Source organism: Tardiphaga sp. (assembly GCF_041424195.1).
Taxonomy (GTDB): domain Bacteria; phylum Pseudomonadota; class Alphaproteobacteria; order Rhizobiales; family Xanthobacteraceae; genus Tardiphaga.
The window spans coordinates 34,168-49,382 of the sequence record NZ_JBGMOE010000165.1 but is presented as its reverse complement, the minus strand read 5'-3'; the positions used below and the strand labels follow the sequence as shown (position 1 = coordinate 49,382).

Here is a 15,215-nt window from a genome sequence, read left to right as displayed (position 1 = left end):
GATCAAGGTCACCCTTGTTTGGCCCTGCGCGACAGGGCCGGGGGAGCGCAGCTATTGGGCCGGACGCGTTTCGAATCTGGTCGTCCGTCACTTGATCCGCAGGCCCGTTCCATCCGAAGGCAAGCCATACCGCCTGTCCCAGTGGTATCCTGACCACAGGCGATGCGGCCTGCCCGCAGACAGCCGGTACCCACACATCCCGTGACGCCGCATCTCCGGCGTCCACCGCATCCCGCCCCGCAATCGTGACGATCGCGATCGCCCCTCTCAATGGGGCAGGACGAAGGGGAAAATAATCAAGATGGGGATGTTGTCAATACAAATAGGAAAAAATGTTTGGGTGCTGTCTTGCCGCCCCGAACCGTCATTCCGGGGCATACCAATTGGCGTGCCGGGGAATGACGGTGAAGAGCCGAAACGCAAAATGCCCGGCACGAGGCCGGGCATTGTGAAACTCAAAAGCTCTGACGCAGGAAGCCCGCCGGTTACGCCGGCACGGTGTCGGGGAACACGGCTTCGATCTTGGTCTTCAGCGTCGCCGCGTTGAACGGCTTGACGATGTAGTTGTTCACGCCGGCCTTCTTGGCGGCAATCACGTTCTCGGTCTTGGATTCTGCCGTGATCATGATGAAGGGGGTCTGCGACAGGTTGGGATCGGCACGGACTTCCTTGAGCAGGTCGTAGCCCGTCATCGGCTCCATGTTCCAGTCGGAAATCACCAGGCCGTACTTCTTGGTGCGCATCTTTTCCAGCGCCATCGAACCATCGCTCGCATCGTCGATATGTTCGAAACCAAGCTGCTTCAGAAGATTGCGAATGATGCGGATCATGGTGTTGTAATCGTCCACCACCAGCACCGTCATCGACAAATCAACCGCCATCTTCATTTCCCCCTGAGGCACGATACGCAAATGCAAAAATGATATTTGCCGTCAGGCAAACCGTTCCAGCCGGGATTGGCGAGCATTGCTGTCCGCGGCTAGGTGCCAGAATTAGCAGGGTGGGTTAAATTTCCAGTTAACCGCCCCGTGGCCTGAAATCGGTCAAATTCGAGAAGAAGGCCGATTTTACCTTCGCTTGACTTCGGGGCGGCGGGCGCGTCACGGTCCCTCACCCGCCAAAACCATCAACGAATCCAATCATGACGACTGCTTTCAGCGTGATCCGCGACACAACGCCTGCCGATGCCATCCCGCGCGGATGCGTCGTCGCCATGGGTAATTTCGACGGTGTCCATCTCGGCCACCGCGCCGTCATCGGTGCTGCGCTACGCATGGCGGAACTGCATAAAACAAGCGCTTTGGCGGTAACCTTCGAGCCGCATCCGCGCAGTTTCTTCAGCCCGAACACGCCGCAGTTCCGGCTCTCCGACGAAGCCGCCAAATTGCGCCTGCTGGCAGGAACCGGCCTCGCCGGCGCCGTCGTCATGACCTTCGACAAGGGACGCGCCAGCACCACGGCGCAAGACTTCATTCACCACGATCTCATCGAGCGTCTCGGCATCAGCGGGATCGCCGTGGGCTACGACTTTCATTTCGGCAAAGGCCGCGTCGGCTCTCCCAGCCTGCTGGTGAATGAAGCCCCGCGGCTTGGCATCGAGGTCGATGTGCAGCCACATATCGATATCGATGAGCGCCCGGTGTCATCGACTGCCATCCGCATGGCATTGGCTGAGGGCCAGGTGGCCGAGGCCACCGAGATGCTGAACGGCCCCTGGTTCATCACAGGAGAGGTGATCCACGGCAAGAAGCTCGGCCGCGACCTCGGCTATCCCACCGCCAATATCCGCCTGAATGCCAATTGCGGCCTCAAACACGGCATCTATGCGGTGCGGGTCGGCCGCGGCCACGAGCGCTTCGACGGCGTCGCATCCTTTGGCCGCCGCCCGACCTTCGACAACGGCGCGCCGCTGCTCGAAGTATTCCTGTTCGACTTCAAGGGCGATCTCTACGGCCAGACACTGGACGTCGCTTTCATTGCCTTCATCCGCGATGAAATGAGATTCGAGAGCATTGAACCCCTGATCCGCCAGATGGACGACGACAGCGCCAAAGCGCGCGCCGCGCTGGCGGCCGCGCCGGATGCGTTTCCGAGACTGGGGGCCGTGGGATAGTGCTTAAGGCCCCTTCAACAAGCGCGGGTCAAACGGTGGAACGATCGTCTCGACGATGCTGACCAACATTGCGTCGCGATGTTGAGGGTTCAACAGGACATTCGTTGCGCGTGGCGAAATTGCCGACGGAACCTGCAACAAGGCGCTTGAACCTTGATCCAACCAACGATCACCGATCTGTCGCGTCGCGTCGATTCGACTGAACCAGTCCGCCGGTAAATCAACGACCTCGACTTTTTCAACTTCGATGGTTTTCTCTGATCGAACACGAAGCAACTGGTAGGTCGCGGGGATCATGTTGAGTTCAAGATGAACGAGCGTTTCCAAGAGAGCGCTCGACGGGTGATCTGCAAGGTAGACGACCCGCTTGCCCTTCGAATGCCAACGGCCGCTGGCATGCAAGCCACCGATACCGGAAAGATCGGGATAATTTGAAATCCGCCAGAGCTCCATCGTGGATGCTCAAGAGAAGATGCCGTGATCGATCTGCTCCAGCGTTTCACGGACCACGGCGGCGCCGAGTTCGTCTTGCATCAAATCAAACGGCGTCTGCCCTGACATCGATCTGTTGGGATGGCGGAGCCATGCTTCAGCCTTGACCTCATCGCCGAAAACACGATCAGCGAGCGCTCGTATTTCCAGGACGCTCAAACGCTCCTCTTTCAACGCTGCTTGTGCCTCCGCTGGCAGAGGCCCCTGACGCCGGAGGTCCATTAAGCTCTGATATTGCTCGATGCGCGTGCGCGGGTTCATTGGCCTCACTCCACGATCTCAACAAATTAGACCGATACACGCAAAATACAACCGTTACTCATACCTCTCAGCGCCCGGAGACCTCCCCTGACCCAGACCGAAAAGCAGAAAATGCTGGCGGGCGAGCTTTATCGCCCCGGCAGCCCCGAACTGGTCGCTGACGAGAAGGCCAACAAGGCCTGGCTGGCCAAGTACAACGCGCAGCTGGACCGGCCAGTGGCCGAACGACGGACGCTGCTCGCCGAGCATTTCGGCAAAGTCGGCGCCGACTGCGTGATCCGTCCGCCGTTTTTCTGCGACTACGGCTACAACATCCATCTCGGCGATGGTGTTTTCCTGAATTTCAACTGCGTGATCCTGGACGTCGTCGAGGTCACCATCGGCGACCGCACCCAGATCGGCCCCGCCGTGCAGATCTACGCCGCCGACCATCCACGGGACGCAGCGAGCCGCCGCAGCGGGCTGGAATTCGGCCGGCCGGTCAAAATCGGCGCCGATGTCTGGATCGGCGGCGGAGCCATTATCGTCCCCGGCGTGACCATCGGTGACGGAGCCGTGATCGGCGCCGGCAGCGTGGTGACCCGGGACGTGCCGCCCGGCGCCACCGTGGCCGGCAATCCGGCCCGGTCGATCGGCAAGCGGGCCTGATCAGCGTCAAAACACCGTTAGGACGCTTTGCGATCCCTGTTCCGGCTGCTATTGAGTGCGGGATGTCTGCACGGCGCCCCATCATAAGCATTATCGGCCCGGCTTCCGCCTGAGCTTTGCTCGGCGCAAGACCGGGACCGTCCAGTTTCATCGCGTTTTCACGCGTTTCAGCGCCATTCGAGCAAGCCAGAGCACCTATGTCCGACAAGCCCGCAAAATCTGACGCCCAAAAGAGCGCCAACGACTATTCCAAGACCCTCTACCTGCCGCAGACCGAATTTCCGATGCGCGCAGGCCTGCCGACCAGCGAGCCGAAAATGCTGGCGCGCTGGAACGAGATCGACCTCTACGGCAAGCTGCGCGCAACCGCCAAGGGCAAGCCGAAATTCGTGCTGCATGACGGCCCGCCCTATGCCAATGGCAACATCCATATCGGCCATGCGCTCAACAAGATCCTCAAGGACGTGGTGACCAAGAGCCAGCAGATGCTGGGCTTCGACAGCAACTACGTGCCGGGCTGGGACTGTCACGGCCTGCCCATCGAGTGGAAGATCGAGGAAGAGAACTACCGCTCCAAGGGCAAGACCAAGCCGAATTTCAAGGACGGCGCGGCGATGATCGCGTTCCGCCAGGAATGTCGCGCCTATGCCAACAAATGGCTCGACATCCAGCGCGAGGAATTCAAGCGCCTCGGCATCATCGGCGACTGGGCCGGCCGCTACGCCACCATGGACTTCTTCGCGGAAGCGCAGATCGCGCGCGAGCTGATGAAATTCGCCGCCAACGGCACGCTGTATCGCGGCTCCAAGCCGGTGATGTGGAGCGTGGTGGAAAAGACCGCGCTGGCCGAAGCCGAAGTCGAATATGAGGACTACACGTCCGACGCGGTGTGGGTGAAATTCCCCGTCGCAGCCGAATTCGGCCGCCTCGCCAAGGCCTCAGTGGTGATCTGGACCACCACGCCCTGGACGCTGCCCGCCAACCGCGCCATCTCGTTCTCGCGCAAGATCGCCTATGGCCTCTATGAGGTCACCGAGGCGCCGGAGGACAACTGGCTGAAGACCGGCGACCTGCTGATCCTCGCCGACGCGCTGGCCGAAAGCGTGTTCAAGCAGGCGCGCGTCACGTCATGGAAGAAGAGCAGCGAGATGTCGTCCGACATACTCGAGGATCTGGAATGCCGCCATCCGCTGAAGGGCCTCGCCGGCGGCTATGATTTCATCGTGCCGCTGCTCGATGGCGACCACGTCACCGACGATGCCGGCACTGGCTTCGTGCATACCGCGCCAAGCCACGGCCGCGACGACTTCGATATCTGGACGTCGAACGGCCGCCAGCTCACCGAGCGCGGCATCGCCACCACGATTCCCTATACGGTCGACGAGAACGGCGCGCTGACTGAACAGGCGCCGGGCTTCACCGGCACCCGCGTGCTCAACGACAAGGGCGAGAAGGGCGACGCCAACGAGGCCATCATCAAGGCGCTGGTCGAGCGCGGCATGCTGGTGGCGCGTACGCGCCTGAAGCATCAGTATCCGCATTCCTGGCGCTCCAAGAAGCCCGTGATCTATCGCAACACGCCGCAATGGTTCATTGCGATGGACAAGGACATCATCGACGAGGGCAAGGCGAAGCCCGGCGATACGCTGCGTCACCGCGCGCTGGAGGCCATCAAGGTCACCCAATGGGTGCCGGCGACGGGGCAGAACCGCATCAACGGCATGATCAACACCAAGCCGGACTGGGTGATCTCGCGGCAGCGCGCCTGGGGCGTGCCGATTGCGGTATTCGTGCGCGAGAAGGGCGACGGCTCCGCCGAAATCCTGATCGACGACGCCGTCAATCTGCGGATCGCCGAAGCCTTCATGAACGAAGGCGCCGATGCCTGGTATGCCGAAGGTGCCCGCGAACGCTTCCTCGGTCCACTTGCCAATGAAGCGTGGAAGAAAGTCGACGACATCTGCGACGTCTGGTTCGATTCCGGCTCGACGCACGCCTTCGTGCTCGAAGACCAGCAGAACTTCCCCGGCCTCGCCGGTATCAACCGCAAGGTCGATGGCGGCGATGACACCGTGATGTATCTGGAAGGCTCGGACCAGCATCGCGGCTGGTTCCAGTCGTCGTTGCTGGAAAGCTGCGGCACCCGCGGCCGCGCGCCGTTCGATGTCGTGCTGACCCACGGCTTCACGCTCGACGAGAACGGCCGCAAGATGTCGAAATCGATCGGCAACACCATCGAGCCGCAGAAGGTGATCAAGGATTCCGGCGCCGACATCCTGCGCCTGTGGGTCTGCGCCACCGACTATGCCGACGACCAGCGCATCGGCCCGGAGATCATCAAGAACACCATCGAGACCTATCGCAAGCTGCGCAACAGCGTGCGGTGGATGCTCGGCAGCCTCGCGCATTTCCGCGAAGCGGATCGCATCAAGGCCGACGATATGCCGGAGCTTGAGCGGCTGATGCTGCATCGTCTCTCGGAAGTCGATGAGGTGGTGCGACAGGCCTATGCCGATTTCGACTACAAGACGGTGGTGGCCACGCTCGCCGCCTTCATGAACACCGAATTGTCGGCCTTCTACTTCGACATCCGCAAGGACACGCTGTATTGCGACGCGCCGTCGTCGGTGGCGCGCAAGGCCTCGCTGACCGTGATCGACTACCTGTTCCGGTCGATCGTGACCTGGTTCGCGCCGATCCTCAGCTTCACTGCCGAGGAAGCGTGGCTGTCGCGCTACGGCAGCACGGCCGTGTCGGTGCATCTCGAACCGTTCCAGAACACGCTGCCGGCCTGGCGCAACGAGGCGCTGGCCGCGAAATGGGACACCATCCGCAACGTCCGCCGCGTCGTCACCGGTGCGCTGGAAATCGAACGCGCCGCCAAGAATATCGGCTCGTCGCTGGAAGCCTCGCCGCTGGTCTATGTGTCAGACAAGGCCGTATTCGCGATCCTCGCGGACATCGACCTCGCCGAAGTGTTCATCACCTCGAACGCGATGCTGACCAATGAGGAAGCGCCCGCAGGCGCCTTCACGCTGAACGACGTGCCCGGCGTCGCGGTGGTGGTGGAAAAGGCCGTCGGCACCAAATGCGCGCGGTCATGGAAGATTCTCCCGACCGTGGGTGAGGACAAGGACTATCCCGACGTCACCCCGCGCGACGCGCAGGCGCTGCGGGAGTGGAAGGCGCTGGGAGTGGCTGTTTGAAACCAGCCGTCCGCAGCGGGCTGATCGCCGCCATCGTCGTCCTGATCCTCGATCAGGCGACGAAGCTGTGGCTGCTCTATGGCTTCGATCTCGGCCATCGCGGCCTGGTCAGGATCACGCCGTTCTTCGATCTGGTCCTGGCCTGGAATACCGGCATCAGCTACGGCTGGTTCTCCGATTCCGGCCCCACCGGTCAGGTCGTGCTGGTGGCGATCAAGGCCATCGCGGTGGTGGCGCTGGCGGTCTGGATGGCGAAATCGGAGACCAGACTGGCCACGATCGGGCTGGGGCTGATCATCGGGGGCGCGATCGGCAATGCCATCGACCGGTTCGCCTATGGCGCCGTGGTCGATTTCGCCCTGCTGCATGTCGAAATCGCCGGCAAGACCTACAACTGGTACGTGTTTAACCTTGCCGATGTTGCCATTGTTGCCGGTGTAGCGGCCCTGCTGTATGACTCTTTCTTCACGGTACCCGCCGCAAAAGCGCCCTGATCCCAGCCGATACGCAAGGCCAAGGGCGATACCAGCGGAACCGCAGCAGGATTTCTCGTATTCTTGCCGATCCGCCAGATATTTGAACAGGATGAACACGATGCGCGAGACCGAAACCGGTTGGGCTCTGCACACTTCATCGGGCGCCTGGATGCGCGCCCTGCGCCTCACCGCCGTTGCCCTTAGCGTTGGTCTCGTGATGTCCGCTGGCGCTGCACGCGCCCAGGATGCCGAGGAAGAAGACCAGCCATTCGAGCAGAAGGTCATCAAGCAGATCATGACCGGTCTCGGCGGCACCAATATGGAAAATACCGGCATCGACTACCGCGAGCGCTCGCCCCTGGTGGTGCCGCCGAAGATCGACCTGCCGCCGCCGGATGCCAAGGGCCCCGCGCCTGTCGCGAACTGGCCGAAGGATCCCGACGTGCAGCAGCGCCGCGCAGCCGCCGCCAACGCCAAGACCGGACGCCCCGAAGAAGTGCTGGAAGCCGCGCGTCCGTTGACCCCGCGCGAAATGGCGCCGAAGCGCGCACGTGGCGCCTCGTCCGCCGTGGACAATTCCTCGCCCGGCGATCCGAACAAGAACATCGTGCTGAGCCCGAAACAGCTTGGCTATGAAGGCGGACTGTTCAAGAACATGTTCGGCGGCAACAAGGGCGAGACAGCCGAGTTCAAGGGCGAGCCGACACGCGAGTCGCTGACCCAGCCGCCCGCCGGCTACCAGACGCCAGCCTCAGGCTATGCCTATGGCACCGGGCCGAAGGAAGTCATGAAGAACGATTACAACCTGAACCCGATGACGGGTAAGTTCTGATCGCAGCGCTCCCGTTGCGCCGCCGCTCCAAAGACGTCCTTTCACTGCGATCAGCCTGCACGCGCGGATGTGTTCCGCGCGATAGCTTGGTCACGCCTTTCCTCATGCCTTGGAGCTGCTAGCCCCGCCATGACCTCATCATTCCGACTTGCCGCACGATCCGTCGCAGTCGTCGCCTTGCTGCTGGCTCCCGCCTTCGCCATGTCGGGCGCTCGGGCGCAGACGGTGACATCGAACCCGCCGACCACCTTCAAGCTAAGCAACGGCATGCAGGTCGTCGTGATCGAAGATCACCGCACACCCGTCGTGACGCAGATGATCTGGTACAAGGTCGGTTCCGCCGACGAGACACCCGGCAAATCGGGCCTGGCGCATTTCCTCGAACACCTGATGTTCAAGGGCACAGCGAAACATCCGGCCGGCGAATTCTCGCAGACGGTGCAGCGCATCGGCGGCAACGAGAACGCCTTCACCTCCACCGATTACACCGGCTACTACCAGCGGGTCACCAAGGACCAGCTCGGCCGGATGATGGAATTCGAAGCCGATCGCATGACCGGCCTCGTGCTGAAGGACGAGAACGTCCTGCCCGAGCGCGACGTCGTGCTCGAAGAATACAATATGCGCGTCGCCAACAGCCCGGATGCGCGCCTGTCCGAACAGATCATGGCAGCGCTCTATCTCAACCATCCCTATGGCCGCCCGATCATCGGCTGGCATCAGGAAATCGAGAAGCTCGACCGTGAGGACGCGCTCGCCTTCTACAAGCGCTTCTATGCACCGAACAATGCCACGCTGATCATCGCAGGCGATGTCGATGTGGCGGAAATCCGCCCGATGGTGGAGCGCACCTATGGCGTCGTCCCGGCGCAGCCATCGATCCCCGAGCGGCGCACGCGCCCGCAGGAGCCAACGCCGGCCGCCCCCCGCACCGTGACCCTGTCCGATCCACGCGTCGAACAGAGCAGCGTCCGTCGCTACTACCTCGTCCCGTCCGCGACCACGGCGGCAGCCGGCGAAAGCCAGGCCCTCGATGTGCTCGGCCAGTTGATCGGCGGCGGCGCCAATTCATATCTCTACCGTGCGCTGGTGGTCGACAAGCAGCTCGCGATCAATGCCGGCGCCAGCTATCAGGGCACCGCGCTGGACAGCGCGCAATTCATGATCTCCGCCTCGCCGCGGCCCGGCGTCGATTTCGCCGAGATCGAAAAGACGATGGATGCCGTGATCGCCGACCTCGCGACCAATCCCGTTCCGGCGGCCGACCTCGAACGCGTCAAGACGCAGCTCGTGGCCGAAGCGATCTATGCGCAGGACAATCAGGCCTCCCTGGCCCGCTGGTATGGCGCAGCCCTCACCACCGGCCTCAGCGTCGAGGACATTCGCAGCTGGCCCGACCGCATCAAGGCGGTGACGGCCGAACAGGTGCGCGCTGCGGCGCAAGCCTGGCTCGAGAAGAAGCGCTCGGTCACCGGCTATCTGGTCAAGGATGCATCTGCGCCAAAGCGCGAGGAGAAGCGGTCGTGAACATGATGTTGCGCAACGCCCGCCGCGTCGGCTTCGCCGTCGCTACCGTTCTCTCTTTCGCTTCACTGACGGCAGCGCCATCCCATGCCGCCGCGAAGATCCAGCATCTGGTCACCCCGGGCGGTATCGAAGCCTGGTTCGTGCAGGACGCGACCGTGCCTTTGATCGCCATGGAATACGCCTTCGGCGGCGGCGCGGCGCAGGATCCCAAGGACAAATCCGGCACCGCCAACATGGTCGCCAGCCTGATGGACGAAGGCGCAGCCGATCTCGACTCCAAGACTTTCCATGAACGTCTGGATCGCCGCGCCATCGAACTCAGCTACAATGCCCAGCGCGATTACTTCCGCGGCTCGCTGCGCATGCTGAAGGACAATCGCGATGAAGCCTTCGACCTGCTACGATTGTCGCTGACACAGCCGCGCTTCGACAGCGCCGATGTGGAGCGCATCCGCGCGCAGATCCTTTCCGGATTGCGCCGCGAGACCACCAATCCGAGTTCGATCGCCACCCGCAAGTTTCTCGAACTGGCCTTCGGCGATCATCCCTACAGCCGTCCATCGAATGGCAACCTCACTGAAGTCCCTGGCATCACCATCGACGATATCAAGGCCTACAAGGCGCGTGTCATCGCCAAGGACACGCTGAAGGTGGCCGTGGTCGGCGACGTCGATCCCGCGACACTGAGCAAGTTGCTCGACCAGACCTTCGGTGGCCTGCCCGCAAAAGCCAGCCTGACGCCGGTCCCCGAGGTCGTTGCCGCCAAGCCGCCGCAGAAGAGCTTCGTCACGCTCGACGTGCCGCAGACCGTGGTGACCTTCGGCAGCCCCGGCATCAAGCGCGACGATCCGAACTTCATGGCCGCCTATATCGTCACCCACATTCTCGGCGGCGGCACGCTGTCCTCGCGGCTCTATCACGAAGTGCGCGAGAAGCGCGGTCTGGTCTATTCGGTGTCCGGCTCGCTGCTGTGGATGCAGCATTCCGGCATCTATATCGGCAACACCGCCACCCGTGCCGATCGCGCCACCGAAACGGTCGATACCGTGACCAGCGAAGTGAAGCGCATCGCCGAGCAGGGCCCGACCCAGCAGGAGCTGGACGAGGCCAAGTCCTATCTCAAGGGCTCGCAGATGCTGGCGCTCGATACGTCATCGAAGCTCGCCGGCGCGCTGCTGCAATATCAGCTCGACAAGCTGCCGATCGATTACATCGAGAAGCGCAATGCGATCGTCGATGCCGTCACGCTGGATCAGGCCAGGGCTGCAGCCAAGAAGCTGTGGGCCGATGGCCTGCTGACCGTCGTGGTCGGACGCGCGCCGCAAGCAGCCGCAGCGCCGGTGGTCCCGGCGCCGAAGGCCAACTGAGCGCCGACATGCAGATCGCGGTGATCGGCGCTGGCGCGGTTGGCTGCTATTATGGCGCCAAGCTGCTGCGCGCGGGTCACGACGTCACCCTGGTCGGCCGACAGGCGCATGTGGATGCCATCAATGCGCGTGGCCTGCATTTCGAGAGCGCCGAATTCACCGGCTTCGTTCCGGCCAGGGCGACGACCGACGTCGCGAGTCTGACGCCGCCGGATCTCGTGCTGTTCGCGGTGAAATCGGGCGATACGGACAGCACGGCAGCAACGCTGAAGCCCGTCCTCAAGGCCGATACGATCGTGCTCAGCCTGCAGAACGGCGTCGACAATCCGCAGCGCCTGCGCGCCATTCTCAGCCAGCCGGTGATTGCCGCGGCGGTCTATGTGGCCGCGGAGATGCCGGGCGCGGGCCATATCAAACATAACGGACGCGGCGAGCTGATCATCGGTGCTTCGCCCCAAAGCGAAGCGCTGGCAAAGCTGATGTCCGATGCTGGCGTGCCGACAGCCATCGCCGACGATATCGACGCGGTGCAGTGGTCCAAGCTCATCAACAATTGCGCCTATAACGCGCTGTCGGCGGTGGCCGGCATTGCATATGGCGAGATGTTCAAGGTCGATGGCGTCCCCGATATCGTGACCAATGCCGTTACCGAATGCCTGGCGGTGGCGCGCGCCTGCGGCGTGTCGCTGCCCGCCGATCTGCTGGACAAGACCCTCGGCCTCGCCGCCAGCATGCCGTTTCAGCAATCATCGACCTCGCAGGATCTCGCCCGCGGCCAGCCATCGGAGATCGACTTCCTGAACGGCTTCATCGTCCGCAAGGGCGCCGAGCATGGCATCCCGACGCCGACGAACCATGCCCTGCAGGTCATGGTGAAGCTGGTCGAACGCAGCGGGTCGCGGCGGTCCTGACAGCGCATGACGGCGCACAGGCTTGCCCGGACGGCCGGCGGATGTGCTACGGAGGATCATGCTCCGCATCACGCGCTCCATTGCCATCGACGAGGACGATATCGAGATCGTCTTCGTCCGCGCGTCCGGTCCCGGCGGACAGAACGTCAACAAGGTCTCCACCGCTGCGCAATTGCGCTTCGATACGACGAAGCTGACGCTGCCGGAGGACACCACGATCCGCTTGCGCACCCTCGCCGGCCAGCGCATGACCAAAGACGGCGTGATCGTGATCCACGCCCAGCGCTTCCGCACCCAGGACCGCAACAAGGCCGACGCCATCGAGCGGCTGGTCCAACTGATGCAGGAAGCCGCCTTCCGCCAGGCGCCCCGGCGGGCTACCAAACCCACGCTCGGTTCGAAGATGCGCCGCCTCGACGGCAAGAAGCGCCGCAGCGACATCAAGGCCGGCCGCGGCGGCCGTTTCGACGATTGAGCCGCGTCGCCACCTCCAAACCTGTCTGATCAAGGACCTGTCTCGATGGCCAAACCCGTTCATTCGATGATCCGCGTGCTGGACGAAGCGCGCTCATTGGACTTCTACCAGCGCGCCTTCGGACTGGAGATCGCCGATCGCATCGCATTTCCCGACTTCGCGCTGATCTATCTGCGCCATCCGTCCTCGCCCTTCGAGCTGGAACTGACGGTGAATTTCGACCGCACCGAGCCCTATGCGCCGGGTGACGGCTACGGGCATCTCGCGGTTGTCGTCGACGACGTCGCTGGGGAACATGCCCGTTTCGCGCAGGAAAAACTGACCGCCGGGCCGCTGCGCGAGCTGAACCACGACGGCAAACTCCTCGCCCGCTTCTTCTTCGCCACCGATCCCGATGGCTACAAGATCGAGGTGATCCAGAAGGGCGGCCGATTCGCGTAATCGCCGGGGGAAAATCGGTCCTGTCGCGGGGACAGCCGGACCGGCTGACCCTAGAATGGGGCAATCAGGCTCCTAAGTGAGCGTCAGGCGCAAACCGCCCGGATTCGTCCGTCACCCAACCCGACATCACAGCACCTCCATGCCCGTTCGCCAGCTCCCAGAAACCATCGTCAACCGCATCGCCGCCGGCGAAGTGGTGGAGCGGCCGGCCAGCGTGGTGAAGGAGCTGGTGGAGAACGCCATCGATGCCGGCGCCAGCCGGGTCGAGATCTTCACCGATGGCGGCGGGCGGCGGAAGATCGCCATCACCGATGACGGCGGCGGCATGACCCATGCCGACCTCACACTGGCGATGGACCGCCACGCCACCTCGAAGCTCGATGACGAGGACCTGCTGCAGATCCGCACCCTCGGTTTTCGCGGCGAGGCGCTGCCTTCCATCGGCTCGGTGGCGCGGCTGAGCATCACCACGCGCCACGCCTCGGAGCCCCATGCCTGGTCGCGCACCGTCGATGGCGGGGAGAAATCTGACATTGTGCCGGCCGCCCTCACCCAGGGCACCCGCGTCGAAGTCAGCGATCTCTTCTACGCGACCCCTGCCCGGCTGAAATTTCTCAAGACCGACCGCACCGAGGCCGAAGCGATCCGCGAGGTTGTCCGCCGCCTCGCGATGGCACGGCCGGACATCGCCTTCACCATGGCCGGCGAGGAACGCGCGCCGGTGACATGGGCGGCTGCCCTGCCCGGTCCGGCCGGACAGTTGACGCGGCTCGGTGACATTCTCGGACCCGAGTTTCGCCTCAGCGCCATTGAGGTGCGCAGCGAACGCGAAGGTGTGGTGGTCGAAGGTTTTGCGGCGGCGCCATCGCTGACCCGCGCCAATGCGCTTGGACAATATCTGTTCGTCAATGGCCGTCCGGTCCGCGACAAGCTGATCATTGGCGCGGTGCGCGCGGCCTATTCCGATTATCTGCCCCGCGACCGCCATCCGATCGTCGCGCTGTTCGTCACGCTCGACCCGCAGGAGGTCGATGCCAATGTGCATCCGGCCAAGACCGAGGTGCGTTTCCGCAATGCCGGGCTGGTGCGCGGACTGATCGTGCATGCGCTGAAGGAAGGCCTGGCCCGCGAAGGCCGTCGCACCGCGGCCAATAGCGACGGCGCCGTGCTGGACTCGTTCCGCCCCAACTTCGCACCCAATTTCGCGCCGCGCCCGAATACCAATTGGGACTGGAAGCGATCACCCGCTCTTCCGGTTAGCCCCATGCCGGCTTTCGACGGCTCGGCTGCCTTTGCCGAGCGGAGCCAGGCGGCCTTCGATGTCGGCACGCCCACGGCCGATGTGCGTTTCGAGGAAACGCCGCAGACTGACCTGATCGACCGGCCGCTCGGCGCGGCGCGCGCGCAGGTGCATGAGAACTACATTATCGCGCAGACCCGCGACGGCATGATCGTGGTCGACCAGCACGCGGCGCATGAACGCATCGTCTATGAGCGCTTGAAGGCATCGCTGGCTGCCAATGGCGTGCAACGGCAGATCCTGCTGATCCCCGAGATCGTCGAAATGGACGAGGCCATCGTGGAGAAACTGTTCGACCGCGCCGAGGAACTCGCCAGCTACGGCCTCGCCATCGACAGTTTTGGCCCCGGCGCCATTGCCGTGCGCGAGACGCCGTCGCTGCTGGGCAAGACAAACGCCGCGTCGCTGCTGCGTGATCTCGCCGAGCACATGGCCGAATGGGACGAAGCGCTGCCGCTGGAGCGCCGGCTGCTGCATGTGGCCGCGACCATGGCCTGCCACGGTTCGGTGCGCTCAGGCCGACGGCTGCGGCCCGAGGAAATGAACGCGCTGCTGCGCGAGATGGAAGACACGCCGAATTCCGGCCAGTGCAATCACGGCCGGCCGACCTATGTGGAGCTGAAGCTCAGCGATATCGAGAAGCTATTCGGGCGGAGGTGATCTCTTATCCCTCCCTCAAGCGTAGCGGAGCTACGCGCAGTGGGGAGGGATAAGGAAAGCGCGCTCGGCTCACGTATATTTCGGATCGCGCTCGAGCAGCTCGATCGACACGCCCTGCGGCGCACGGATGAAGCAGATGCGCAGGCCCGGCTTGAGCGTATGCGGCTCCTTGGTGAATTCCACGCCCTTGGCCTTCAGCGAGGCGGCCACCGCATCGATGTCCTTCACCTTCAGGCCGAAATGGTCGAGGCCCTGATAGGGCGTCACCGGCGGCGGGTTGACGCCCATCTCCGGCGTTACCGGTGCCAGGAAGATCATGCCGCCGCCGAGCCGGATGTCGATGCGGCCGGGCGCGCGCAGGATCTCGGCACCGAGCATGTCGGCAAACCATTGCGCGGTGGCTTCGGTGTCCGGCGTGCGGATATGGACGTGATCCCAGGTGTATTCAATCGCGGACATCGGCATGATCCTCATCTTGCAGGACGGGTTGGCGTAGCGAAACCCAT

The 15,215-nt window shown here is 63.3% G+C and carries 15 protein-coding genes; 11 read left to right on the top strand and 4 right to left on the bottom strand.

Annotation, left to right across the window (positions count from 1 at the left end):
- Nucleotides 1-485 precede the first annotated feature (485 nt).
- Nucleotides 486-881 carry a response regulator gene (locus tag ACEK02_RS22225; RefSeq protein WP_089263591.1) on the bottom strand — a complete coding sequence of 132 codons (396 nt, stop codon included), beginning with the start codon at nucleotides 879-881 and terminating at the stop codon, nucleotides 486-488.
- Nucleotides 882-1,141: 260 nt separating this feature from the next.
- Here ACEK02_RS22225 and ACEK02_RS22220 point away from each other — a divergent pair, with 260 nt between their 5' ends.
- On the top strand, nucleotides 1,142-2,113 hold the full coding sequence (locus ACEK02_RS22220) for a bifunctional riboflavin kinase/FAD synthetase (protein WP_371423713.1): 972 nt from the start codon (nucleotides 1,142-1,144) through the stop codon (nucleotides 2,111-2,113).
- Between the two features lie 3 nt (nucleotides 2,114-2,116).
- On the opposite strand, the gene ACEK02_RS22215 is transcribed toward ACEK02_RS22220, so the two are convergent.
- Together ACEK02_RS22215 and ACEK02_RS22210 are read right to left on the bottom strand one after the other, a co-directional pair.
- Nucleotides 2,117-2,566 (bottom strand): RES family NAD+ phosphorylase, encoded by a 450-nt coding sequence (locus tag ACEK02_RS22215; protein WP_371423712.1) that lies wholly within the window; start codon nucleotides 2,564-2,566, stop codon nucleotides 2,117-2,119.
- Between the two features lie 9 nt (nucleotides 2,567-2,575).
- Nucleotides 2,576-2,866: an antitoxin Xre/MbcA/ParS toxin-binding domain-containing protein gene (locus ACEK02_RS22210; RefSeq protein WP_371423711.1), complete on the bottom strand. Its 291-nt coding sequence runs from the start codon at nucleotides 2,864-2,866 to the stop codon at nucleotides 2,576-2,578.
- 87 nt (nucleotides 2,867-2,953) lie between these two features.
- Here ACEK02_RS22210 and ACEK02_RS22205 point away from each other — a divergent pair, with 87 nt between their 5' ends.
- From ACEK02_RS22205 to mutL, 10 genes are all read left to right on the top strand, one after another.
- Nucleotides 2,954-3,514, top strand: a complete 561-nt coding sequence (locus tag ACEK02_RS22205; RefSeq protein ID WP_371423716.1) for a sugar O-acetyltransferase — start codon at nucleotides 2,954-2,956, stop codon at nucleotides 3,512-3,514.
- Nucleotides 3,515-3,711: 197 nt separating this feature from the next.
- Entirely contained in the window at nucleotides 3,712-6,720 is a 3,009-nt protein-coding gene (ileS, locus tag ACEK02_RS22200; RefSeq protein WP_371423710.1) for an isoleucine--tRNA ligase, read from the top strand.
- Entirely contained in the window at nucleotides 6,717-7,214 is a 498-nt protein-coding gene (gene lspA, locus ACEK02_RS22195; RefSeq protein WP_371423709.1) for a signal peptidase II, read from the top strand. Before ileS ends, lspA begins: the two co-directional genes overlap by 4 nt.
- A 100-nt stretch (nucleotides 7,215-7,314) precedes the next feature.
- On the top strand, nucleotides 7,315-8,028 hold the full coding sequence (locus tag ACEK02_RS22190) for a hypothetical protein (protein ID WP_371423708.1): 714 nt from the start codon (nucleotides 7,315-7,317) through the stop codon (nucleotides 8,026-8,028).
- 129 nt (nucleotides 8,029-8,157) lie between these two features.
- Nucleotides 8,158-9,555, top strand: coding sequence for a M16 family metallopeptidase (locus ACEK02_RS22185; protein WP_371423707.1), 1,398 nt, complete (start codon nucleotides 8,158-8,160; stop codon nucleotides 9,553-9,555).
- Nucleotides 9,556-9,560: 5 nt separating this feature from the next.
- On the top strand, nucleotides 9,561-10,922 hold the full coding sequence (locus tag ACEK02_RS22180; RefSeq protein WP_371423715.1) for a M16 family metallopeptidase: 1,362 nt from the start codon (nucleotides 9,561-9,563) through the stop codon (nucleotides 10,920-10,922).
- A gap of 8 nt (nucleotides 10,923-10,930) precedes the next feature.
- The gene (locus ACEK02_RS22175) at nucleotides 10,931-11,833 is read left to right on the top strand and encodes a ketopantoate reductase family protein (protein WP_371423706.1); all 903 of its coding nucleotides are present in this window, start codon (nucleotides 10,931-10,933) and stop codon (nucleotides 11,831-11,833) included.
- A gap of 58 nt (nucleotides 11,834-11,891) precedes the next feature.
- Entirely contained in the window at nucleotides 11,892-12,308 is a 417-nt protein-coding gene (gene arfB, locus ACEK02_RS22170) for an alternative ribosome rescue aminoacyl-tRNA hydrolase ArfB (RefSeq protein WP_371423705.1), read from the top strand.
- 45 nt (nucleotides 12,309-12,353) lie between these two features.
- Nucleotides 12,354-12,749 (top strand): VOC family protein, encoded by a 396-nt coding sequence (locus ACEK02_RS22165; protein ID WP_371423704.1) that lies wholly within the window; start codon nucleotides 12,354-12,356, stop codon nucleotides 12,747-12,749.
- Between the two features lie 139 nt (nucleotides 12,750-12,888).
- Nucleotides 12,889-14,709 carry a DNA mismatch repair endonuclease MutL gene (gene mutL / locus ACEK02_RS22160; protein ID WP_371423703.1) on the top strand — a complete coding sequence of 607 codons (1,821 nt, stop codon included), beginning with the start codon at nucleotides 12,889-12,891 and terminating at the stop codon, nucleotides 14,707-14,709.
- A 69-nt stretch (nucleotides 14,710-14,778) separates the two neighbouring features.
- On the opposite strand, the gene ACEK02_RS22155 is transcribed toward mutL, so the two are convergent.
- A complete protein-coding gene (locus tag ACEK02_RS22155; RefSeq protein WP_089261869.1) occupies nucleotides 14,779-15,168 on the bottom strand; it encodes a VOC family protein in 390 nt (129 codons plus the stop codon).
- Nucleotides 15,169-15,215: the final 47 nt, after the last annotated feature.

Excerpts from the sequence above, each read along its gene's own strand:
- ACEK02_RS22225 (WP_089263591.1), bottom strand. The coding sequence starts at position 881 with ATGGCGGTTGATTTGTCGATGACGGTGCTGGTGGTGGACGATTACAAC.
- ACEK02_RS22220 (WP_371423713.1), top strand. The coding sequence starts at position 1,142 with ATGACGACTGCTTTCAGCGTGATCCGCGACACAACGCCTGCCGATGCC.
- ACEK02_RS22215 (WP_371423712.1), bottom strand. The coding sequence starts at position 2,566 with ATGGAGCTCTGGCGGATTTCAAATTATCCCGATCTTTCCGGTATCGGT.
- ACEK02_RS22210 (WP_371423711.1), bottom strand. The coding sequence starts at position 2,866 with ATGAACCCGCGCACGCGCATCGAGCAATATCAGAGCTTAATGGACCTC.
- ileS (WP_371423710.1), top strand. The coding sequence starts at position 3,712 with ATGTCCGACAAGCCCGCAAAATCTGACGCCCAAAAGAGCGCCAACGAC.
- ACEK02_RS22190 (WP_371423708.1), top strand. The coding sequence starts at position 7,315 with ATGCGCGAGACCGAAACCGGTTGGGCTCTGCACACTTCATCGGGCGCC.
- ACEK02_RS22185 (WP_371423707.1), top strand. The coding sequence starts at position 8,158 with ATGACCTCATCATTCCGACTTGCCGCACGATCCGTCGCAGTCGTCGCC.
- ACEK02_RS22180 (WP_371423715.1), top strand. The coding sequence starts at position 9,561 with ATGTTGCGCAACGCCCGCCGCGTCGGCTTCGCCGTCGCTACCGTTCTC.
- ACEK02_RS22175 (WP_371423706.1), top strand. The coding sequence starts at position 10,931 with ATGCAGATCGCGGTGATCGGCGCTGGCGCGGTTGGCTGCTATTATGGC.
- arfB (WP_371423705.1), top strand. The coding sequence starts at position 11,892 with ATGCTCCGCATCACGCGCTCCATTGCCATCGACGAGGACGATATCGAG.
- ACEK02_RS22165 (WP_371423704.1), top strand. The coding sequence starts at position 12,354 with ATGGCCAAACCCGTTCATTCGATGATCCGCGTGCTGGACGAAGCGCGC.
- mutL (WP_371423703.1), top strand. The coding sequence starts at position 12,889 with ATGCCCGTTCGCCAGCTCCCAGAAACCATCGTCAACCGCATCGCCGCC.
- ACEK02_RS22155 (WP_089261869.1), bottom strand. The coding sequence starts at position 15,168 with ATGTCCGCGATTGAATACACCTGGGATCACGTCCATATCCGCACGCCG.